This window comes from Mucilaginibacter auburnensis, from assembly GCF_002797815.1.
GTDB classification, from domain to species: domain Bacteria; phylum Bacteroidota; class Bacteroidia; order Sphingobacteriales; family Sphingobacteriaceae; genus Mucilaginibacter; species Mucilaginibacter auburnensis.
The window spans coordinates 1,860,487-1,884,457 of the sequence record NZ_PGFJ01000001.1 but is presented as its reverse complement, the minus strand read 5'-3'; the positions used below and the strand labels follow the sequence as shown (position 1 = coordinate 1,884,457).

General features: G+C 42.9%; 16 protein-coding genes, 3 tRNA genes and 1 pseudogene. 18 read left to right on the top strand and 2 right to left on the bottom strand.

Translation table 11 applies throughout. From position 1 onward, the window contains the following. Window positions 1-29: 29 nt before the first annotated feature. The 3 genes from CLV57_RS08410 (at window position 30) to CLV57_RS08400 (ending at window position 823) form a co-directional block, all read left to right on the top strand. On the top strand, window positions 30-512 hold the full coding sequence (locus CLV57_RS08410; protein ID WP_100341347.1) for a regulatory protein RecX: 483 nt from the start codon (window positions 30-32) through the stop codon (window positions 510-512). A gap of 97 nt (window positions 513-609) precedes the next feature. Beyond that, window positions 610-685 (top strand) — tRNA-Gly (locus CLV57_RS08405). Between the two features lie 53 nt (window positions 686-738). Continuing rightward, window positions 739-823 (top strand) — tRNA-Leu (locus CLV57_RS08400). A gap of 538 nt (window positions 824-1,361) precedes the next feature. Here CLV57_RS08400 and CLV57_RS18745 read toward each other — a convergent pair. Both CLV57_RS18745 and CLV57_RS08395 read right to left on the bottom strand, forming a co-directional pair. Next, window positions 1,362-1,556 (bottom strand): annotated as a pseudogene (locus tag CLV57_RS18745) (recombinase zinc beta ribbon domain-containing protein); the annotation flags it as partial. Between the two features lie 165 nt (window positions 1,557-1,721). Continuing rightward, a complete protein-coding gene (locus tag CLV57_RS08395) occupies window positions 1,722-2,567 on the bottom strand; it encodes a DUF2971 domain-containing protein (RefSeq protein ID WP_100340859.1) in 846 nt (281 codons plus the stop codon). 423 nt (window positions 2,568-2,990) lie between these two features. Here CLV57_RS08395 and CLV57_RS18550 point away from each other — a divergent pair, with 423 nt between their 5' ends. The 15 genes from CLV57_RS18550 to CLV57_RS08325 all read left to right on the top strand — a co-directional run bounded on the left by CLV57_RS18550 (window position 2,991) and on the right by CLV57_RS08325 (window position 23,969). Beyond that, a complete protein-coding gene (locus tag CLV57_RS18550) occupies window positions 2,991-5,690 on the top strand; it encodes a RecQ family ATP-dependent DNA helicase (RefSeq protein ID WP_211290038.1) in 2,700 nt (899 codons plus the stop codon). A 101-nt stretch (window positions 5,691-5,791) separates the two neighbouring features. After that, window positions 5,792-7,792: a UvrD-helicase domain-containing protein gene (locus tag CLV57_RS18545; protein ID WP_211290037.1), complete on the top strand. Its 2,001-nt coding sequence runs from the start codon at window positions 5,792-5,794 to the stop codon at window positions 7,790-7,792. A gap of 371 nt (window positions 7,793-8,163) precedes the next feature. Beyond that, on the top strand, window positions 8,164-8,451 hold the full coding sequence (locus tag CLV57_RS08385) for a hypothetical protein (RefSeq protein ID WP_100340858.1): 288 nt from the start codon (window positions 8,164-8,166) through the stop codon (window positions 8,449-8,451). Window positions 8,452-8,737: 286 nt separating this feature from the next. After that, window positions 8,738-8,938, top strand: coding sequence for a hypothetical protein (locus CLV57_RS08380; RefSeq protein WP_100340857.1), 201 nt, complete (start codon window positions 8,738-8,740; stop codon window positions 8,936-8,938). A gap of 608 nt (window positions 8,939-9,546) precedes the next feature. Continuing rightward, window positions 9,547-12,651 (top strand): SusC/RagA family TonB-linked outer membrane protein, encoded by a 3,105-nt coding sequence (locus CLV57_RS08370; protein WP_100340855.1) that lies wholly within the window; start codon window positions 9,547-9,549, stop codon window positions 12,649-12,651. 18 nt (window positions 12,652-12,669) lie between these two features. Further along, window positions 12,670-14,037: a RagB/SusD family nutrient uptake outer membrane protein gene (locus tag CLV57_RS08365; protein WP_100340854.1), complete on the top strand. Its 1,368-nt coding sequence runs from the start codon at window positions 12,670-12,672 to the stop codon at window positions 14,035-14,037. Between the two features lie 12 nt (window positions 14,038-14,049). Continuing rightward, window positions 14,050-14,982 carry a cyanophycinase gene (locus tag CLV57_RS08360; RefSeq protein ID WP_100340853.1) on the top strand — a complete coding sequence of 311 codons (933 nt, stop codon included), beginning with the start codon at window positions 14,050-14,052 and terminating at the stop codon, window positions 14,980-14,982. A gap of 46 nt (window positions 14,983-15,028) precedes the next feature. Further along, window positions 15,029-15,099: transfer RNA gene (locus CLV57_RS18350), tRNA-Cys, on the top strand. A gap of 25 nt (window positions 15,100-15,124) precedes the next feature. Continuing rightward, the gene (locus CLV57_RS08355) at window positions 15,125-16,456 is read left to right on the top strand and encodes a hypothetical protein (RefSeq protein WP_100340852.1); all 1,332 of its coding nucleotides are present in this window, start codon (window positions 15,125-15,127) and stop codon (window positions 16,454-16,456) included. 23 nt (window positions 16,457-16,479) lie between these two features. After that, on the top strand, window positions 16,480-18,279 hold the full coding sequence (locus tag CLV57_RS08350; protein WP_100340851.1) for an MFS transporter: 1,800 nt from the start codon (window positions 16,480-16,482) through the stop codon (window positions 18,277-18,279). 2 nt (window positions 18,280-18,281) lie between these two features. After that, on the top strand, window positions 18,282-18,881 hold the full coding sequence (locus tag CLV57_RS08345) for a c-type cytochrome (RefSeq protein WP_100340850.1): 600 nt from the start codon (window positions 18,282-18,284) through the stop codon (window positions 18,879-18,881). Then, entirely contained in the window at window positions 18,881-20,113 is a 1,233-nt protein-coding gene (gene soxC / locus CLV57_RS08340; RefSeq protein ID WP_100340849.1) for a sulfite dehydrogenase, read from the top strand. The genes CLV57_RS08345 and soxC overlap by 1 nt, the downstream gene beginning before the upstream one ends. An 11-nt stretch (window positions 20,114-20,124) precedes the next feature. Continuing rightward, complete coding sequence (locus CLV57_RS08335; protein ID WP_100340848.1) at window positions 20,125-21,369, top strand: YeiH family protein; 1,245 nt, start codon at window positions 20,125-20,127, stop codon at window positions 21,367-21,369. A gap of 35 nt (window positions 21,370-21,404) precedes the next feature. Continuing rightward, window positions 21,405-22,841: a phytoene desaturase family protein gene (locus CLV57_RS08330; RefSeq protein ID WP_100340847.1), complete on the top strand. Its 1,437-nt coding sequence runs from the start codon at window positions 21,405-21,407 to the stop codon at window positions 22,839-22,841. 87 nt (window positions 22,842-22,928) lie between these two features. Continuing rightward, window positions 22,929-23,969: an NAD(P)-dependent alcohol dehydrogenase gene (locus CLV57_RS08325; RefSeq protein ID WP_100340846.1), complete on the top strand. Its 1,041-nt coding sequence runs from the start codon at window positions 22,929-22,931 to the stop codon at window positions 23,967-23,969. Window positions 23,970-23,971: the final 2 nt, after the last annotated feature.

The following is a 23,971-nucleotide window of genomic DNA, read 5'->3' as shown; positions in this document are numbered from 1 at the left end:
AGAAGAAATTTTTGGCAATTTTGGTTTTAATGGACGTTCCAAAAAAACAAAAAATTATAGATGAGAAGTTAGCGCTTGAAAAAGCGGGGCATTACTGCGCCTATCAAGAGCGCTCGCAACAGGAGGTTAGAGATAAATTATATGATTGGGGGCTCTGGCCGGCCGCAGTTGAAAACATTATTGTTAAACTGATAGAAGAAGGTTTTTTAAACGAAGAACGCTTTGCCAAAGCTTATGCAACCGGCAAATTCAGGCAGAAAGGCTGGGGTAAGATCAAAATTAAACAAGGTTTGAAGCTCAAAAGAGTACCTGATATTTTGATAAAAAAGGCGCTAAATACCATTGATGCCGATGCGTACGAAGTAACTTTAAGGACCATTATTGAAAAAAAAGCAGTTTTGCTCAAAGAAAAAGATGGCTATAAACGCCGTTACAAGCTGCAGCAATATGCTTTGAGCCGTGGTTTTGAGGCCGACTTGATTTTAGATATTTTGAAAGCCAGCGAGTTATGAAAACATTAAAAAAAAGTTTATTTTTTCCTTGCGGGATGTTCAATTCTGTCTATATTTGCACACCGCAACGCAGAAACGCAGACACGGAAACACCAATGCGAAAGTAGCTCAGTTGGTAGAGCACGACCTTGCCAAGGTCGGGGTCGCGAGTTCGAATCTCGTCTTTCGCTCCAATAACTCCCTTCTGATCAAACAGAGGGGTTTTATTTTTAAAAGGTTAACACCTGCTCAGATGGTGGAACTGGTAGACACGCAGGACTTAAAATCCTGTTCCCGTAAACGGAGTGCGGGTTCGATTCCCGCTCTGAGTACTGAACGGGAAAGACGCGATGGCTCGCGATCTTTCCCGTTTCTTTTTTGCCCTAACTCATTGTTTATCTGATATATTAACATCGCTACTTCATTGATTCGACGGGTTCGATAACTTTTCCCGTCAAATTGCAATTTCTCCCGAAATATCGAACCCAGCAAGGTTCTTTTCATGATAGCGTTCCCGTCCTCATATATACTTTCCAACCTAGAAAGTGCCTTTACAGCCTTTAAAACCATGCTATCTATACTTGCCGTGTTCGATTTCTGTATCTTCAGGTCCGACAAGGCTGCCTCCAGCCTTTTTAGCTTTTCATCACATTCTTTTTTCATCAACGCATAGTCTTCCGGCTCCAGCTTTTCATCAAATAACATTTCCCTGGCGTTCGCCATCCGGGTGTGAATGACAGCGATTTGATCCGTAATACTTTTCGGTCCATCTGCTGCGCTGTTTCTAAACCCTTTGTAAACATCAATGACAACCATCTTATATAATTCAGCCATTCCAGGCTTAGGAACGAATTTTACCAGTTCCTCTATAATCAGTTTATTTACTTCATCAGCCTTATACCGACAACCACAGCCATAGGAATGCTGCGCATGGTAATAATAATAAAACCCACCTTTCCTGCCGCGTGATGCACTAGCCGTTAATTGCCGCTCACACATAGCACATTCAATAAAGCCCTGTAATGGCAAACACTCATTGATTTTTACGGCCTGTAATCTCAACACCTTGGTACGACCTTGTAAAATATCCTGAACACGATAAAACAGATCATCGGTAATAATATTTATGGTACAAAGTACCGAAACAATAGGATTAACAACTGGTTGTCACAAAGCTACTTAATGGCGATGCAAGCTAAAGGGTTATTTTTGCATTGCAAATTTTATAAACTATCTGTCGATTTTTTTTATGTTCAATCTGTAAGCTTTCTCGCTCATTTCTGCTTGGTAATATTGAACATGATCCAACTTATTCGTTTGAATGATGGTATCAATCTTGCTGAAATCCTCTTTGGTTGTATTTACTCCAAAAATAATTCCTGTTAGATCAGTTGGTTTATATGGATAAGTTTTCCGGCCTCCTACTACAACCGCGCGCCATTCAAATTCGTAGTCCCAATGATCAGATTTGGAGCAAATAGCTTGGAAATAGAAAGTTTTAAGTTCATCACTTTTATAATTAGAAAGTTTGATCACGGGGTACTTATCGTAATAATTGACAGGTAAAATATTGTCATGTATAAGGCCGCGTCTCGCGCCATTAAACTGTAAACACACACCAGCATGATTTCCCGCATAATGCGACCACATGAGAATGTGGTCCCGGTTCTCGGAAAAACAACAAACACCGAGTTGGTCGCCAAATGCCAGTTTAGTTGTCTCATTTAGTAGGTATTGAAACATCTCCGGCTTGTCGAGGAGTTTTTGGTAAAAGTTGTCAATATCAACAATTTCACTAAAGCGTTCGGCTGGGAATACCTTTGCAAAATTTTTTCTAACAGCTTTCTGATCGTTGCCGAATTTTAAGTTCACCTTACAATCAAAGGGGTCGTTAAAATCCAATGGTGACGAAAACCAAAGCTCATTGTTAGTCAAGCCTTCAAGAAAATATTTCGTAACAGTATGGTACTTGTACAGTTTCTTCGGTATAAACTTTCGAATTAATTCCGCTGGATAATCTCTGGAATCAATTATTACACGCTTTTCGTCCCGGACACGCTGAATAGTTGGAGGCATATTCGACAAGGTTTTGTCAAACTTACCAAATAAATATTATCATTTATGCAAAGTCCATCCAACCTAACTTCTCCCACAATAAGCAATTAATATTCGTTATATTAACTTACGGCTTACATCAATAATTTCTCTTAAATGCACTAATAATAAAGCCGCTACTTATCAATATATCCTTTCCCATCGCTACTAATATTAAAATGTAACCCCGCCACACGCAGAAAATGGCCTCGAAAATTGTTCGTACTTAATTGGGATAAGCGTTCCAAGATTAATACGAAAGTGTTGATTTTATTTAAGCGTCGTGCTTCCAGTCGTCGCTGCTCTATTGTTTACGATCTACTTGAAGCGTTTTATCAAAAATACTATCTTGCATAAAAAACTTATGCCGAGAGGTATAGACAATACCAAGAACCGACCGCAAACTTGAATACAATTGCCTTTATAGATACCGAAGTCGCACCTAAAACCAAGCAGGTTAAGGACATTGGGGCGATCCGAAACGATGGCGCAAAATTCCATAAAAATTCTGGTGTTGAGTTGACTGACTTTCTGAGAGGCACACAGTTCATTTGCGGGCATTTCATTACCCAGCACGATCTGAAGTATATCGGCAGTTTCATTGAAAAGGCTGGCATCAGCAATAACAATATTATTGATACCTTGTACTTGTCGCCATTACTATTTCCGTCCAGACCTTACCATGCGCTACTTAAAGATGACAAGTTACAAACCGACGAACTTAACAATCCACTGAATGACGCCATAAAGGCCCAAGACCTTTTTTACGATGAGGTAGCCATATTTAAGGATTTAGATGAAGATATAAAACGGCTGCTATACCTCCTTGTCGGCGACGATGATCGTTTTGGCGGATTTTTTAAATATCTCGACTACCAAGCAGAGGGTGACGTAGCAACGCTGATTCGAAAGCTATTTAGTAACCGCATTTGCAATAATGCTGATGTTGAACTATTTGTACAGCGTACGCCCATAGAGCTGGCTTATTGCCTATCATTAATCAATGCAAGCGAACCTGCTTCTGTAACTCCGGGTTGGGTATTGGCTCATTTTAAGGAAGTAGAGCGTTTAATGTTTTTATTGCGACAAAAACCCTGCGTTACAGGTTGCCCCTATTGTGACCAGGCGTTAGATGCACATCGTGCGTTAGACCGTTATTTTGGTTATCGTTCCTTTCGTGAATATGGCGGTCAGCCATTGCAATTAAACGCAGTCAACGCTGCTATCAACTCCAAATCTTTCATAGCAGTTTTCCCTACCGGTGGTGGCAAGTCCATTACTTTTCAAGTGCCGGCCTTGCTCGCTGGCGAAAATGCACACGCCCTTACTGTAGTGATATCGCCACTGCAATCACTTATGAAAGATCAGGTAGATAACTTGGAAAAGAACGGTATTACCACAGCAGTGACCGTCAACGGCCTGCTCGACCCGATCGAACGTAGCAAAGCTATCGAACGCGTAGCTGATGGTTCTGCCTGTATGCTTTACATATCTCCTGAATCGTTAAGATCGCCCACCATATACCGTTTGTTGTTAAGCCGCAAGATAGCGCGGTTCGTGATAGACGAGGCCCACTGTTTTTCATCATGGGGACAGGATTTCAGGGTGGATTATCTTTACATCGGCGAGATGATCAAACTGATTCGCGAGTCCAAACAGCTGACTTATCCCATACCGGTATCCTGCTTTACAGCTACGGCCAAACCACAGGTTATTGAAGACATTTGTAAATACTTTGAAGACAAACTGGATTTGAGCTTAGATCGATTTACGTCTTCCGCGTCGCGTACCAATCTGCACTATAAAGTCTTAGCTAAAGGTAGCGACGAAGAAAAATATCAGGCGACGCGCGAACTGATAGAGGAACAGGACAGGCCCGCCATCGTTTATGTGTCGCGTACCAAACGGGCCGAAAACCTGGCAAAACGGTTGACGGCCGATGGTTTGAACGCCAGGGCATTCCACGGCAAATTGGATGCCGCGGAAAAGGTAGCCAATCAAGATGCATTTCTTTCGGGGAGAGTAGGTATTATCGTGGCTACATCTGCTTTTGGGATGGGCGTGGACAAAAAGGATGTGGGTATTGTCATCCATCATGATATTTCGGACTCGCTCGAAAACTATGTACAAGAAGCTGGACGCGCCGGACGTGATGAAAATATTGAGGCTGATTGCTATGTGCTTTTTAATGAAGAAGACCTGAGCAAACATTTCATCATGCTTAGTCAAACCAAGATATCTATCAAGGAAATACAGCAAATATGGAGGACCATCAAAAGTCTTACCCGTTTTCGGGATAAAATGTCCAACTCAGCTTTAGAGATTGCACGAAAGGCAGGTTGGGATGACAGTGTGGACAATATGGAAACAAGGGTAACAACCGCCATCGCCGCACTTGAAGATGCCGGCTACCTTAAGCGTGGGCAGAATCAGCCGCGTGTTTTTGCCAATAGCATCCAGTCGAAAAATGCGCAAGAAGCAATTGACAAGATTATGCGATCTGAACGCTTCTCTGAAAAACAAAAGGGGATGGCGGTCAGAATCATTAAAAAGCTCTTTTCGAGCAAAAGCAAACGGCTATCAAGTGATGAGGCTGCCGAATCGCGCGTCGATTATATCAGCGATCACTTAGGCATGGCACGGGATGACGTGATCAGAATTGTCAATTTATTGCGTGAAGAACGAATATTGGCCGATGGGTTTGACCTAACCGCCTTTATAAAACGTGGCGAAGCTAAAACCAGTTCATTGAAGGCGGTCAACTCATTTGGTGCGATAGAGCGTTGCCTGTTGAACTTTATTGATGAATATGACAGAGTGTTTAACCTGAAAGAGTTGAATGAAAGTTTAGAGGCAGCCGGGTGCAGCGATGTATCGCCAAACAGAATCAAAACGATCATCAACTTTTGGGCTATCAAAAACTGGATAGACCGCACCAATTCCAACCGTTCTAAAGACTATTTTAAGGCCAAGGCTAAACAACCTGCCGACTTGACAAAAGAACGATTCGAAAACCGACACACACTGTCTGTTTTTATTGTCGAGTTTTTGTATAAAAAGGCGAACACCATTAAGACCGATGAACCTACAAGGAAGAAATACTGATCGAGTTCTCCATTCAGGAATTACAAAAAGAATATCAGAAACAATTACAATTCTTTAGCAGGCCAGTTACTATTGATGACATTGAAGATGCCCTGTTTTATTTGTCACGCATAGAAGCTTTGAAGATAGAGGGCGGATTTTTAGTCGTTTACAACCGGCTGACCATTGAACGGATTGAACAGAATACCCGCATCCAATACAAAGAGGACGATTATCAAAAGCTTGACGAATTTTATCAGAACCGTACCCAGCAAATACACATTGTTGGCGAATACGCGCAAAAGATGATCGACGACTATGTAGGAGCCCTGCAGTTTGTTGACGACTATTTCCGACTCAATTATCCATCGTTCCTAAACAAATATTTTAAGGGCAGCAGGCAACAAGAGATAAGCCTGAACCTTACACCGGCAAAATACAGAGAGCTTATCGGCGAGCTTTCGCCAACGCAATCAGCTATTATTAGCGATAAAACCTCGAAATATATTGTGGTTGCAGCCGGGCCCGGTAGTGGGAAGACCAAGGTATTGGTGCACAAACTGGCATCGCTGATGATGCTGGAAGATGTTAAGCATGAGCAATTGTTAATGCTCACCTTCTCGCGTGCGGCTGCAACTGAGTTTAAAAAGCGTTTATTGAAATTGGTGGGTAATGCGGCCAACTTCATCGAAATAAAAACCTTCCATTCCTATTGCTTTGACCTGCTGGGCAAAGTTGGAAGTATTGATGGAGCTGATACGATCATTAAGCGAACTATTGAAAAGATAAAAAGTAACGAGGTTGAACCGAACAGGATCACCAAGACCGTATTGGTGATAGATGAGGCCCAAGATATGGACGAGGATAATTTCAATTTGGTAAGCGCGCTAATGGCTGAAAATGAGGATATGCGGGTAATAGCTGTTGGGGACGACGACCAGAATATCTATGAATTCCGCGGCGCAGATTCCAAACATCTCAAAACTTTAGCTGCACTAGATGGAGGTAAAATTTATGAATTGACCGAAAATTACCGCAGCAAGAAAAACATTGTGGAGTTCGCTAATCAATTCGTCAAATGCTTACAAGGGCGATTAAAAAACGCTCCGATAGTGGCGCAACAAGCTGATGATGGGATCATAAAGATATTCAGGTATACAAGCGACAGTTTGATAGTGCCGACGGTAACTGAAATCGTAAACACTCCCTTAGCTGGCAGCACGTGCGTACTTACTCATAATAACAACGAAGCTGAAGAAATAACTGGATTGCTTTTAAGACATGGGCTAAAGGCTAAACTTATTCGTTCTAACGACGGCTTCGCAATTCACAATCTGGCTGAGATCAAATACTTTATTGATCAGTTGGATACCACAGATGACATTCCCGTAATACCAGACAAAGTCTGGGATGCCGCAAAAAGGTCAGTTAAAACAAAGTTTGCAAAGAGTGAAAACTGGCCCATATTGGAACAGTTGATAACAGACTTCGAGACTGTGAATTCCAAAAAGAAATATCGGTCGGACCTTGATGTTTTTATTCGCGAGTCGCATTTAGAAGACTTTTATAAACGTGATACTGAAACCATTTTTGTTTCAACCATTCACAAAGCTAAAGGACGAGAATTTGACAATTTGTTTCTTATGCTGGATGGGCTAACGAACATGATCAGCGAACAGCAAAAACGAGAAATTTATGTAGCGATCACAAGGGCTAAACATAGCTTGACGATACACTTGAACAGTGGGCATTTCGATCATATCCAAACCACGAGTATGCATAGAACAGAGGTAACAGGACAAAACCCGCCTGCTGATCAACTATCCATGCACCTGACACATAAAGATGTTCAGCTCAATCACTTCTACAATGTGCAACCACAGATCGCTAAATTATTAGCAGGTGATAACTTGCAATATCGGGGCGACGAATATCTGGAAAGCAATGGTTATCCGGTACTCAGATTCTCCAGGCAGTTCATGGAAAAGGTAGTGTCCTTAAAATCTAAAAACTTCAACCTAAAAGAAGCCACAGTTAATTATGTGGTTTGGTGGCAAAAAGAAGGCGCTCAACATCAGGTCATGATCATTTTGCCTAAGCTCACATTCAAAAAGCGAGAATAGTAACTAAACGCACAAATCACTCAACTTCCAATCTACGATCCATTTCTTTTCAAATCTAATGACCCAAAATCCGTCCGTAACGGATTCCCGCTCTGCTAAAAAAATCCTATTTCGGGTCCATTAAACCGGAAATTAATTTCAAATCTTCAATAAAGTGTTCAGAAAGCTGTATCTCCTCGCGTACTTGAAAATGAGGCATTTAGGTGAAAGACACTAAGTGCCTTTTTTCGTTTCAGGACAACAATAGGACAACATTTTACAAATGTTCTTAACCACAAATTATTTGTTGTATCCTTCTGTTCCCAAGAGCCATTCGCTATATTTGATAAAATCGATAGTTTCTATTATTTATTTTACCTAAAACCTCATTAATGAAAGCTACAATAAGAGCCTGTCTTAATGGTATAGCAAGTCACGACGCTGATATTGCTTTATTTAAAGATAGAAAATGGCTTACACAAAAACTGAACGGATTAGATATGGCACTGGAACGCTTATCTATTACCGAAGATGATGTTTCGAAATTCAAAATAAATGTTCAAACCTTTTTAGAGAAAACTAAAAACGGCAGCGGCAATGCGGAAATAAGAGCAACCATAAGAGACCTTATTAAAAACATTGATCTAATGACAGGTTATAAACCTCTTGAAATGCCTTAAATATGGAAGTTATCTGTTTAGAAGAACCAGCCTTTTATCAATTACTGGAAAAGTGGTAGAACGATTAAAAGATCATAACAACAAAATTGAATACAGGTAAAGCATCACCTTGATTGATATGTGCAATTATGGTGTGCCCATATTGTATCAAATATTATGATAAAATACGAGCATTAGTCTATTGATGACTACCGGCAATGCAAAACTTTAACTTTTTCCAACCAAAAATCAATAGCAAAGGCAGGTCTGCCACGGCACCTTTGCACTCGTTACAACACTTACCAATTTGCACAGAATATTTCCTAATGCCGCTAAAAGCATAGGCATAATGGACGTTGCCGATCAGGGCAAACTTCAAGTATTACAACTAAGAGAAGATGCCAACAACATATCTGACGGCACATTAATCTTTCAATTAAGAACGGAAAATTATATTTTATGCATTGGTGGTTTCCATGTTAACTACATTAAATATCCTGACTGCTAACCATAAACGCGTTAGGCACGGTCATTCTGTTCGGCTCATAGTACGCTGCTATATAACCCTTGTGTCTACTATTATCCCCCATTTTAATAAAAACAGCCAATTAAGCAGGCAACTGTAGCATCTTAAGATCTTCCGCCAAGCACTTTACCCGGTTAAACACCCGCCAGTTTTATATTTGCTATATAGCACCATTCCGTTGAAAAACTCAAGCGCAGATAGTTTTCGCCCCCTTTCTTGTTAAAATAATTAAAAATAATTTTGTCTATAGATTTGGTAGACTTAATTATAAAATTTATGTTTGCACTACAATATATTATGATGCTACTTAAAGTACTCCATCCTACGTTGAACATGAAATTGTTCACAATGTCGCCAGAGCTAAACGCGATGGCTTTATGCTGCTGTTAATCTAAGTAACAGACCAGCTACTTATAAAGATCCCAAAACCCCTATTACACTCAGATTATGTGTTGAAATTAAAATAAAAATAAACCGGCAAGGACGCCTCGCCGGTCACAATGAGTATCAGTTACGTAACGGCAATCACTCACTGATACTCATTCCCAGTCTTAGCAATGAATTAATCATTAACATAAAACTTGTTAAATATGGACATATTTATCCATAAGAAGAAAACCATTATACGGTTAGGTTTTGTTTTTATTTTATCTGCCCTAACCTTCTCCAATAAAACGCATGCGCAAAATGTACCGCCAGGAAACTCAAAAATAGACGGTTTTGTGCTCGATTCTGCATCAAAAATTGGCCTGCCAGGAGCTGTTGTACGCATAAAAGGTGTTACGAATGGTGCCAGTACTGATGTGAACGGAAAGTTTACATTGATCACTGCGCAAAAACTACCTTTTGTTATTGTTGTAAGCTACGTTGGCTATGAGCCGAAAGAAATTGCGGTTGATGGTAGCCCTGTAACCATAAGGCTCAAAGAAGCTATTAATCAATTAAATGATGTTGTTGTTGTAGGTTACGGAACACAAACGCGTAAATCATTAACCGGTTCTGTAGCCACTATAGCGGTTGATGAGGTACGTAATAAACCAACTGCAACCTTTGCTGAACAATTACAGGGGAAAGCATCCGGTTTACAGGTGAGCACGTCTACCGGCATTCCCGGCGATGGTATGTTTATTCGCGTTCGTGGTACTACCTCAATCAATGCCAGTAATGATCCATTATATGTAATAGATGGTGTATACATTAATAGCGGATCTCAGCAACGCATCACCACTCAGGGGCAGGCCAACAACCCATTATCTGATATTAATCCGGATGATATAGAAAGCATTACTGTTTTAAAGGATGCTGATGCAACTGCTATTTACGGTGCGCGGGCTGCCAATGGTGTTATTGTTATAACTACCAAACGTGGCAAGTATAATACTGCACCCAAAGTTAGCTTAAGCACTTATTTTGGTGGCGCATGGGCGCCAAAACTCTGGGATCTGGTTACCGGTCCGCAACATGCCGAACTGATCAACGAGTTTTACAGAAACTCTAACGCCGATGCAATTGCTATTGCAAATACTAACGGAACTGCGCCTGCTACCACCTATCGCTTTCAGCCATTCAGGGCATTAACTGACAATCCTACAGCTTCGCCTGCGCCACGGGGATTGCCGCAGGATCAGAACACGTATGACCGTTTACATAAGGCTTTTCGTACAGGTTATCTACAGAATTACGACTTGTCATTGTCTGGCGGTAATGATAAAACCACCTACTATATAGGTGCCGGCTTAAATAAGCAACAAGCCAGCTTAAAAACTAATGACTTCAGGCGCGCATCCTTTAAGATCAACCTTGATCAAAAAATAAGCGACTATGTAACTGTTGGTACAAGCAACACTTTAAGCCAAACCTACAGAACAAATGCGCGTGTTGGTGATGGCCCTCAGGGCGGTGTTCTTCAGTCGGCTTTACATACGCCAACTTACTTACCTGAGTTTAATGCTGATGGCAGCCCTGCTAAATGGGCCGGCTTTGATAACCTTGACGTACTGCTGAACAACACCAATATGAACAGTACGAGCAACAGGCTGATCAGCAATCTGTATGGCGAAGTCAAAATATCAAAGAACCTCACTTTTAAAACCAGCTGGAGTGTCGACTACAACCAGTACAACGAATTTCAATACTGGAATAGTTTAACCAATTTGGGTATAGCCAATAAAAACCTGGGTACTTCAAGTGTAAGCAACAATACTATTTGGACTAACGAACAAACGCTAAACTACACCAAATCTTTTGGTGCCCATTCATTTGGTGTGTTGGTAGGTAATTCATTACAAGGATCAGTAACCAGCCAAACGCTGGCCCAGGGCACCAATTTCCCGAATGACTCATTTCAGCAAATAGCGTCGGCTGCTACAACTACTGCATCAGCCTCGGAGTCGCGTTACAAATTATCATCATTTTTTGCCCGCGCAAACTATAATTTCAATTCAAAGTACTACGCTGTTTTCAGCATTCGGGCTGATGGTTCATCTCGCTTCGGTACCAATAATCAGTGGGGTTACTTCCCATCAGCGGGATTGTCATGGCGAGTTAAAAAAGAAAGCTTCCTGGAGGATGTGAAGGCTATAAGCGATTTAAAAATACGCGGAAGTATTGGCGTAACCGGTAACCAAAACGGTATAAATGATTTTGCATCACGAGGTTTATGGGGAGCAGGTGCTAACTATCTCAATAACCCGGGAACTATACCTTCTCAACTCGCCAATCCTGATCTGAAATGGGAAAGCACCCGGCAAACCAATATCGGTTTCGACTTGAGTTTATTCAATGACCGTTTAACCGTAACAGGCGATGTATATGATAAATATACCAGCAATTTATTATTGAATTTGCCGCTGCCTTCAAGCAAGGGTTTTTCATCCATATTAACCAATGCCGGCGAGATCAGTAACCGCGGAGTTGAGCTAAGTGTGTCAAGCGTTAACCTTGATGGTGAGTTTAGATGGACCACCAATTTCAACATATCACGCAACGTAAACAAAATTGAAAAGCTGCCTACTCCGGTTGTTGCCGCTTATGCTGCACAACGCATGGTTCAGGGCCAGTCAATGTACACCTTTTACACCTACAAGCAATTGTACGTTGATCCGCAAACAGGCAATGCAGTTTATCAAGATGCAGACAAAAATGGTGTAATTAATGCCAACGACATTGTTCCGGTAGGTAACGCACTGCCTAAATTTAATGGTGGCTTAACCAACAGTTTCCGCTACAAAGGTTTTGACCTGTCTGTATTCTTCAGCTTTGTTTATGGCAACAAAGTTTACAACAACAACCAGTTCTTTTTAGAAGGTGGCGGCACACGTGATGCCAACAGGGCTATGAGTGCTAACCAGCTCAACCGCTGGCAAAAACCTGGCGATATAACCAACTTGCCAAGGTTGACAGCCTATGGTCAGAACTATACCATTAGTCCAACCACACGTAACATTGAAGATGGATCTTTCCTGCGCTTAAGCAACGCCACGCTTGGTTACAACCTACCAAAAGCCCTTGCTCAAAAGGCTAAACTGTCGTCTGTAAGGCTTTATGTAAGCGGCTCCAACCTTTGGTTATGGACAAAATACACAGGTCCTGACCCTGAGATCAATGTGTCATCATCACAAACAGTGTTAGGTTATGACCTTGGAACCCCGCCAGTACCAAGGTCTGTTCAGGTAGGTGCCAATATTACTTTCTAAACATCAATAAGCAAAATCATGAAAAAAATAACATACATATTTTCGCTGTTAGTACTTTTCGTATTCGGTTCGTGCAAGAAGTTTCTGGAAGTGCAGCCGCAGCAACAGGTAGACCAACAACAGGCTATCATTAACGCCGGTACAGCTGCTACCGCAGTCAACGGCTTGTTTAATTTGCTGGGTGCAAATGGGTATTACGGGTCAAACTTTCCTGCGTTATCTTATTTATCTGCCGGAGATATACAATGGTCAGGTTCTCAGGGCGACCCAAATGAGATAACGAAACACTTAACATCAGCAACTAACGGCTATGTTCAGTCGGCATGGACAGCTATTTATCGTACAATAGCGCAAGCAAATTATATTATCGATAAGGTGCCGGGGGTTGCAGACCCCCTTTTAACAACAGCAGTAAAAAACCAATATCTTGGTGAGGCTTATTTTGTGCGTGCCCTGGCCTATTTTGACCTTGCACGTGGCTGGGGTGGCGTTCAGTTAATTTTAAAACCAACTTATGCCTCGACAGATAATGCGGGTATACCACGTAGCAGTCTTAATGATACGTATGCGCAGGTTTTAAAAGATCTTAACACTGCTGAAACATTGGTACCAACAGGCGTAAACCGTAACAGGATTACACTCAGAACGGTACAGGCGCTGAAAGCACGTTTCTACCTTTACCAAAAAAACTGGGCATTAGCGGAGCAATTTGCAACCGCTGTAATTGGCGACAATGCCAATTACTCACTGGTAACACCTTACAGCGCTTTTTTTGCCAATAACGCTGTAACTACCAACGAGTCTGTTTTAGAATTAGCTTATACCACATCAAACACCAACGGACACAGCAACTGGTGGTTACCACCGGCACTGGGTGGCCGCAGGGAGTGGTCGCCAAACGATGCCTTGGTAGCCTTGCTTAACAATCCGGCTGTTGGTGGAAACCGTAACGCTTTAATTGCGCAAACTGCGCCTCCGGGCAACTTATGGTATGGCAAACTTTACTATCGTAACCCTTTGGGTACAGATCCTGCGTACGTGATCAGGATATCAGAATTGTACCTCATACGCTCAGAAGCAAGGGCTTATCAAGGCAACTTGGTTGGCGCTAACAGCGCACAGTCAGATCTGAATGCGGTTAGAACTCGTGCAGGTGTAGGCGCTACCACAGCCACCACCCTACCCGAATTTTTAACAGCGCTTGAAAATGAGCGTCAGGTTGAGTTTCCGTTTGAAGCCGACCGTTGGTTCAACCTGGTGAGAACAGACCGTGCACAAACTGTTTTGGCCCTACCAGACAAGCATTTGTACCTCTTCCCTATTCCATATAACGAAACGCTGGTTGACCCGCAATTAGCAGGTAACAACCGGAATCCAGGCTATTAAAACAATATCACCATGAAAAGACTAAGCATTTTTATACTGGCAACGGCATTGAGTTATGCCGGGTTTGCCCAGAGATCGCCAATAACTGTTAAAAAATCAGATACAAGGCACGGACCTGAAAAAGGCAGCCTGCTCATAATTGGCGGCAACGTAGGTTCGCAAAAAGATATATGGGATAAGTTTACCGAACTGGCAGGCGGCAAAGACAAAGCTGTTTTGGTAGTGGTTACTACTGCATCAGGAGATTCAGCAGCTTTTGATACGCGCAGTGTTGAACAGGTAAAGAAGCAGACGGGTGCTAAAAACGTAACGCTACTGCACACCAACGACCTGAAAGAAGCCAACAGCGAGAAGTTTATTGCTCCTTTAAAAAATGCTACCGGCGTTTACTTTGAAGGTGGCCGCCAATGGCGCATTGCCGACTCTTACCTCAATACGCTTACCCATCAGGCTTTTATTGATGTGCTTAACCGCGGTGGGGTAATTGCAGGCAGTTCGGCGGGAGCTTCAATATTGGGATCATTCTTATGGCGAGGTGATACCAGAGGTGCTCATATTTTAGTTGGCGATCATACGCAGGGATTGGGTTTCCTTAAAAACTCAGCTATTGATCAGCACTTGCTGGTTCGTAACCGCCAGTTTGACCTGGTAGATTTTATTCGTAAATCTCCTGATCTGATTGGTCTTGGCCTCAATGAAGCTACAGCAGTATTGGTACAACGCGACACTTTGCAAGTTCTGGGCGCTTCGTTCGTTGCGATATATGATCATGCCAACATCATCAACAGCGATAAACATGTAGTTAACAACCGTGAAGATTTTACGGCATCAAACGGTCCGTTCTTCTTTCTAAGGGCCGGTCAAAAGTATGACCTGGCCAAAAGAGAAGTAATAAAAGAGCAACCTAAAGCAACTAACAGAAGTGCAAACAGCGCCAGCAACTAATAACAAAAAGATCACTTGAGTAAGGCTTAAGTGATCTTTTTAAAATAGCCGGGTGACCGAGCGGATAGGTTAAGGTCTGCAAAACCTTTTACGGCAGTTCGAATCTGCCCCCGGCGTCAAAAAACTTCAATTAATTAAACGTATGAGTATTACTGATACACAACAAACATCACATTGGACAGAGAGAGAAAAAACCATCTTTCGTTTCGTCTTTCTTTTTTTTGCGCTCCTGTCGCTTCCGTTAAGCGTTGATCTTTTTCAGTTTATTTTTGGTGTTAACTGGCTGCATATCAACTACGGCGATATATTTAATATTACCCGTTTGTCACCAAAATTTATTCCGGGGCCCGACAGCTTTATCAACTGGCTGATAGTTGCGGTACTTGCTTTAATAGGTTCGTTTGCCTGGGCAGGTTCAAAATTCAAAAATGCCAATTACGATGAGTTGTATTACTGGCTGAGAGTAATAGCACGTTACAGGTTAGCTATTGGCATAATTGGTTATGGTATTATTAAAGTGTTCCCGCTACAATCGCCATTCCCTTCAATCAGCAATCTCAACACAGCTTATGGCGATTTTACCGACTGGAAAATATTCTCAATGAGTTTAGGTATTGTACCTGGTTACGAAGCTTTCTTAGGTGGAGTAGAAGTATTAGCCGGCTTGCTGTTACTATTCAGAAAAACCGCAACTATTGGCGCTGCTATTATATTGGTATTTACGGGCAACGTATTCATCTCTAACCTGGCCTATGAGGGTGGCGAATATGTTTATGCCTTCTATTTGATTGTTTTAGCGCTGTTTGTTTTATGGTTTGATGCTTTAAGAATTTATAATCTTCTGTCGCTTGAGCACCCTACACTACCTAATAAATTCAAGCCTGCATTGCCCGGTCGGTTAGCGCCAATCAGGATTGCAGGCAAAGCGTTTGTACTATTCTTCTTCGTGTTACTATATGGCTTCAAAGCCAGTACAGGCGCTAAGCAAGATGCCTACCAGTTTCCGCGCACGCCTGGCTTAACATCGGCAGCAGGCCTTTATAATGTAAGCGTGTTCAAGATCAATAACAAGGACCTACCCTACTCCGCTACCGATCCTATTCGGTGGAAAGACGTGGTATTTGAGAAATGGGCAACCATAAGTATACGCACTAACACGCCAGTAGTGGTAGATTCTGCCAATTACGAGCAAATATTCAACAAAGATCATGATCGCAACTATGAGTCGGCCGGCACGGCAGGAAGACATTACTACAGTTACAAAATTGATAGTGTTAACAATGTGCTTTTATTGGAAAACAAAAACCACCATTATAAAGGCGATAAACTGATACTGCATTATACGCGGCCTGATACAGCAACCATCATCCTCACAGGAGTTGATCAAAAACGAGATTCAATTTATGTGGTGCTCAATAAAATTGACAAAAAATATCCAGTGCAGCTTAGTCGCCGTAAATCACTCAAACTTTAACAATCACAGTTAAAATTACTGTTATGTCTATAAATAAACACCATTCAGAAAATACTGGATCAACAGGTAAAGTTACCGAAGCAAAAAAACCATGGTCGGCGTCAAAAAAATTTGGCTTCCGCGTGCTGTTTATATTCCTGCTGGCCATGTGCATTCCTTTTTCGGGCAGTTGGTATAAAAACGTTTTCACGCTAAATTGGCTGCGTCCGCATTACCGCGACCTGTATGATATTGCGCGTTTTCAACCCAGCTTCGTGTCGTTATTCGGCGGACAGCGCGGTGGTGACATTGCAGACGCTCCAGGCTCTGGCGGAGAAAGAGACGGTAAAAAATCTAAAACTCTAAAAACGAATCAAAATAATGCAGAACACTCAGGCAGGCGCGCAAATCACGATGACAGCACGTCTGTTGATTCTATGGACAAAACGCTTGCTAAATCATCTTTAACCAAGAAAAAAGACAATACTGCGCAATCAGAAGTTTTCCCACCGGAAAGGCACTGGCTATTAGATTATATTGACTGGGGGATAGCCTTGTTGATAGGTGTAATAGGTGGCTTAATATGGACCTTGGTTGATCGCAAAAGCAAATCATATGATATATTGTACTACTGGATAAGGGTAATAGTACGTTACAGAGCAGGTATAGGTATTATAGGCTTTGGTTTTACCAAGCTCTTCCCTACGCAAATGCCTTACCCGTCGTTGGGCTTGTTAAATACCAATTTCGGCGATTTCACCACACAAAAAATTTATTGGCTATCCGTAGGCATTGTGCCTTGGTATCAGGTTTTTGGTGGTGTTGTAGAAATTGTTGCAGGAGCACTATTATTTTTCAGAAAAACAACCACATATGGGGCTATTTTACTTGCTGCTGCTTTAGGCGATATCACTTTTGTTAACTATGCTTATGATGGCGGCGTACACGTTTATGCTTTTTACTTTGTTTTTTTAAGCCTCTTCCTGATCGCGGATGATGTGCCTGACTTATACAACTTACTGATACGCGAAAAATACACGGTACCACACAAAATTTATCCGGATTTTAGAAAGCCATGGCTTAAATATACGCGCGTTGGTTTAAAAGCGCTTACGTTCATTATTTTCTTTGGTGTACTCACCTATACCGAAGTGATCAATTTTAAGTATGATCCTTACAAGCAACCATCAACCGCAGGTGTAAAAAAACTGAGAGGTAATTACCGGGTTACCGAGTTCAAAATTAATGGTGAAGTAATACCTTACAACCCGCTTGACTCGGTTAGATGGCAGGAGGCAACTTTTGAGAACTGGACCACGCTAACCTTTCGGGTGAATAAGCCAGTACTGATAGACCCATCAAACGGCGGCGGCAGCCCAATGCGCGATATCCAACGCACATTTGAGATAAGCGGTGTAGCCGGCGGTCAGCGCGCCTATCATTACTATGCCGATACTGTAGATAATGTACTTTATCTTCAGGATAAAAATGCTGTAGCCTCAAGAGGTGGCGGCCGGCGCGTAGGAAGAGGTAATACCGATAAAAAGGACGAAAAAGCAAAGAAAGATAAGTGGATAAGTGACGCGGCATGGAAACACGTAGGCGATGAAAACCACATGATAGATAAACGGGCATGGTCTGCACGCAGGGACCGTGAATTTGCTGTACCGGCGCGTGAAACGAAGCGTAACCGCATGATATTGAAATATGAAACTACTGACGGTTCAAGAGTTATTCTATCGGGAGTTAACGAGAAGAAAGACTCCATTTATGTGGTGTTAGACAGGTATGATAGAAAATATACGCTACCAAAGAGCACATTGGTTGCCGGTAAATACAACTAACAATGAAAAGCAAAATATTTGTTGCGCTTACGTTTCCGTCAATAATGGCTTTTTCAGCTCTTATTGTTGATAACAATAGGTCAGCTATTCAACTGCCTCAAGCCGATACAACAAAATGGCCGGCCAGCTTTGAATTTGGAAGGCAAGCCACTCCTGCTGAGATAGCAGCCTGGGATATTGACGTAAGGCCCGACGGAAAAGGCCTGCCGCCCGGAAAAGGCGATGCCAAAACAGGCAGCACCATCTATACCTTAAAATGCGCTGTATGCCATGGTGCAGGTGGCAGGCAGGCACCTGACGAAAAGCTTTTGGGCGCAGCATTGGTTGGAGATACCTTGGCGACAAGTCGCCCAAAAACAATTGGTAATTACTGGCCATATGCCACAACGTTATTTGATTATATCAGAAGAGCAATGCCTTACAACCAGCCCGGTTCGTTAACAGACAATGAGGTTTACAGTTTAACAGCCTATCTTTTAAACGCAAATAAAATAATCAAGAACAACACCGTAATAAACGCTCAAACCCTTCCAAAGGTAGTTATGCCTGCAAAAAAACTATTTATTATGGATAACCGCGAAGGAGGCCCGGAAGTTAAGTGATGGAAAAACATAAAAAACAAACTTCTCATAAAATCAATAGGAGAACATTGCTCGGCATTATTGCCGGTGCCGTAGCGTTGCCAATAAACAAGGCAGTGGCTCATAATGCGGGAACAGAAAGCGTTGGTATTACAGATGATCCAACTAAGTCACCCGGGGCAGGTCCAAGTGCTGTGGGCAAACGGTCGGCATTTGAGCAGCCTGTACGTAAACCGTCTGACATATCATCGCGGACGCCGTTACAGGATACGTATGGTACAATAACACCTTCAGACCTGCACTATGAGCGCCATCATGCCGGTGTGCCCGTAATTGATCCGGCAAAGCACCAGATGTTGATACATGGTTTGGTAAATAAACCTATGAAATTTACTGTGTCCGATCTGAAAAAATTTCCCGCCGTTTCGCGCATCTGTTTTATAGAATGCGCAGGTAATTTCAGGGGTGGAAAAGAAGACCTAACCCCGCAGGACGTATTGGGTTTAACCAGCCAAAGCGAATGGACAGGGGTATTACTTTCAACCCTATTACGTGAGACTGGCGTGGATGCCAAAGCTAAGTGGTTTTTGGCCGAAGGTTCGGATGCCGCTGTAATGACCCGCACTATCCCCATCGCCAAAGCATGGGACGATGCGATGATAGTATATGCGCAAAATGGCGAAGCTATCCGCCCGGAACAAGGCTATCCTATCCGATTGCTGTTACCCGGCTTCGAGGGTAATATGAATATAAAATGGCTTCGCAGGATTGAAATATCAGACGAGCCGTACATGACGCGTGAAGACACCTCAAAATATACTTATCCGGTTAAAGACAAGATACGCATGTTCAGCTTCGAGATGGACGCGCGTTCCATCATCACCTATCCGTCATATCCACAACAAGTAAATAGCGGGTGGATAGAAATAAGGGGCATTGCCTGGAGCGGACGGGGAAAGGTTGATAAAGTTGAAGTTAGCACAGACGGAGGCAAAACCTGGGAGTTGGCAAATTTGCAGGAGCCGGTACTAAGTAAGGCGCATACCTACTTTAGATATCTTTGGAATTGGAACGGAGCGGCAACCGAAATACTCAGCCGCGTAACTGATGAAACCGGGTATATACAGCCAACATTAAAACAGCTTGCTGAAGCACGCGGGCCTGATATGGGCGGCTACCATATGAACCCCATCACCGCATGGCAGATAAAACCCGATGGTAAAGTTCTTTTTAAACCGGAAATAATTAAATAAACAAAAATAAAATGTCAAAAAGTTTACTGCCCGAAGATTGGGTGATCGTGTTATTGGGATTTGGTATTATTGGCCTTTCATTAGCAGGGCTCGTTTTATCAACCCCTGAGTTTAGTTGGACAACAAGTAATGAACTTACCGGAAAAGTGCTTAACACCTCCAATCTGGCAAATATTGGAGCACAATTTATTTATGTATTCGCCATTGCCCTTATCGGCGTGGTACTGTTAGGCAAACCTATCAAAGACGTAGCTACTGTATTTCCGGTAGTTTACCTGCTTACCATACTGGCACTAATAATAGCTGGCAATAGCACGGTAAAAAACTATAATCTGGAGGCGGTTATTTTTAGCTTGCTGATCGGTTTATTTATCGGAAACGTGTTTACCCTGCCAACCTGGTTCAGGGAAGCGCTTACTTCTGAATTTTTTGTAAAAATTGGTTTAGTACTCTTAGGTACTACCATCATTTTTGGCGATATCCTTAAAGCCGGATCACTGGGTTTAATACAGGCGCTGGCGGTGGTAGTTTCTGTATGGTATTTTTCCTATTGGGTATGTAAAAAGCTGAAGATAGACGATGAGCTGGCCATGATGTTGTCAAGCGCGGTATCTATCTGCGGGGTATCGGCAGCTATTGCAACATCAGGTGCCATAAAAGGCGATTCAAAAAAACTATCTCTGGTTATATCATTGGTGCTTATCACAGCTGTGCCTATGATGGTGTTAATGCCTTACGCCGCAAAAGCAATGGGGCTTTCGCAGGAAGTAACCGGGGCTTGGCTTGGCGGAAGCATAGATACCACTGGCGCAGTGGTAGCATCGGGCAGTTTAGTAGGCGATGCCGCGTTGAAAATAAGTACCATTGTTAAGTTTTCTCAAAACGTTTTATTGGGTGTTGCCGCATTTGCCATTTCTGTTTACTGGACATATACCAAACATCCAAACGCCCAGGACAAGGGCACTAAGCCAACGCTGGCTGTGATCTGGGAAAGGTTTCCGAAATTTGTTATCGGGTTTATTGCAGCATCACTGCTGTTCTCGTTTGCCTTATCGCCTGAGACGGCCGCCGAAGTGAAAGGGCCGTTAAAAAACCTGCAGGGTTTATGGTTTGCATTGGCGTTTACAAGTATAGGGCTGGAAACTAATTTTAAAGACCTGTTCCATAGTGGCAACAAAAAACCTATTTATGCATTTTTAACTGCCCAAACGTTTAATATAATAGTTACCCTTGTAATAGCTTATTTGCTGTTTTAGCATAACATATTAATTTTAAATCAGTTAGTTTAAAGATGCCGCTTGAAAAGAGAGATTTCGATGCAATAGTTATCGGTTCAGGCCCTAACGGTCTGGCAGCTGGCATATTAATGCAGCAAAAAGGGTTACGCGTGCTGGTAATTGAAGCTAAGAGCGCAACGGGTGGCGGAATGCGCACAGCAGAATTGACGCTTCCCGGCTTTAAGCACGATGTATGTTCAGCCGTTCACCCTCTTGCAGCTGCGTCTCCTTTTTTCAGAACACTGCCGTTGAAACAATATGGATTGGAATATTTACGCCCCGCAATTGAAGCAGCTCATCCTTTAGACGGTGGCCTTGCCGCAGCCGTATACGCTGATATTGAAAAAACCGCATCGCAGCTCGGTGAAGACAAACAAATTTACCTTGATCTTATTGGTGGTGCAGTAAACCAATGGCCTTATATAGATGCAGATACCTTGGGGCCGCTTAGTTTCCCCAAACACCCGCTAAGGCTGGCTGCGTTTGGTATTAATGCATTACAGCCTGCAACTTTGCTTGCCAAACAGTTTAAAACAGAGAAAGCCAGAGCGTTGTTTGCCGGCATGGCGGCTCACTCCATACAGCCTTTATCAAATATTGCTACTTCAGCTATCGGGCTTGTGCTGATGGCCAATGCTCATTTGGGCGGATGGGTTATACCCAAGGGAGGTTCACAGCAAATTGCTGAGGCGCTCACAGCTTATTTCAAACACTTAGGCGGAACAGTTCAGCTTGACACTTATGTAAAATCGTTAAGTCAATTACCCTCAGCGCACGCATTGCTATTTGACGTTACGCCAAAACAAATTTTAGAGATAGCAGGTCATAAATTTTCTTCCATTTATAAATGGCAGTTGGAGCGTTACCGTTACGGCGACGGCGTTTTTAAAGTTGATTGGGCGCTTGACGGGCCAACCCCTTTCACTGCTAATGAATGTAAACTGGCCGGAACCGTTCATTTGGGTGGCACATTGGCCGAGATCGCAGCTTCGGAGAAGTCATCATCGGCAGGCAAGCACTCCGAAAATCCATACGTATTATTCGCCCAACAAAGCCTCATTGATGCAACCCGTGCGCCCGAAGGGAAACACACCGCCTGGGCCTACTGTCATGTACCTAACGGCTCTAAAAAAGACATGACGGATATTATAGAGCGACAGATAGAGCGCTTCGCGCCCAGCTTTCGCGAACGAATATTGGCACGCCACACTTTTAATACCGCGCAAATGCAGGAGTACAATGCTAATTACATAGGTGGCGACATTAACGGTGGGGTAATAGATATCGGTCAGTTGTTTACCAGGCCGGTGTTGCGTTGGTCTCCCTACAAAACTTCTGCTAAGGGAATTTATATCTGCTCATCATCAACCCCTCCGGGTGGCGGCGTACATGGCATGTGCGGATACCACGCCGCAAAACGCGCACTGAGCGATGTATTTAACATTAAGTAAATCTCTTCTCGTTAAATAATACAAAACGGCTACACAGTTCCCGGATTGAGCGCATTTGGTTTGGTAGTTGCAAGATACTTTTGAACTATGATAACAGCAAAAGGATATGCGGCGCAAACAGCGGAGAGCCCGTTGGCGCCATGGCATTTTGAAAGGCGTGATATAGGGGCGCATGATGTGCAGATAGAAATTCTGTATTGCGGTGTTTGCCATACCGACATTCACCTCACAAGAAACGAATGGTTCCCGGGGATATTCCCCATGGTACCGGGCCATGAAATTGTGGGCCGGATCAGTGCAGTTGGTGCACACGTGAAAAAGTTTAGTGTAGGCAATTTGGGTGGCGTGGGTGTGATGGTTGACGCTTGCCGGGAATGTGAGGACTGCAAAAACGGACAAGAGCAATTTTGTACCGTGGCTCCGGTACAGACCTACAACAATCTTGATCATGAAGGCAAACCGGCTTACGGCGGCTATTCGGATTCAATTGTGGTGAATGAAGACTTTGTACATCGCATCTCCGAAAAACTGGATCTGGCGGCGGTAGCACCACTATTATGCGCAGGCATCACAACTTACTCACCACTTAAGAAATTCAATGTGGGTACCGGACACAAATTAGCCGTGGTGGGCTTAGGTGGCCTCGGCCATATGGGTGTGAAGTTTGGCAAGGCCTTCGGCGCGGAGGTGACGGTAATCAGCACATCGCCTAATAAAGAAGTGGCTGCGAGGGAACTGGGTGCAGATCATTTTGTGATCTCCAGAGACGAAGAACAAATGAAAAACGTTTTTAAGCATTTTGATTTTGTGCTGGATACGGTAGCAAGCAGTACCGATATCAACCCTTATCTTAATACACTGAAAACTAACGGAGTTTATATTAACGTTGGATTGCCGTCTAAGCCCTGGGAAGTTTCATCGTTTTCTTTGGCTGTAGGTAACAAAACTATTGCAGGATCTGGCGCGGGTGGTTTGCCGGAGACACAAGAAATGCTGGATTTCTGTGCAGAACACAATATTGTTTCAGAGATCGAACTGATTGACATCAAAGATATTCATATGGCGTATGATCGTATGCAAAAGGGTGATGTTAAATACAGGTTTGTGATAGACATGAAAACCTTGTAAAT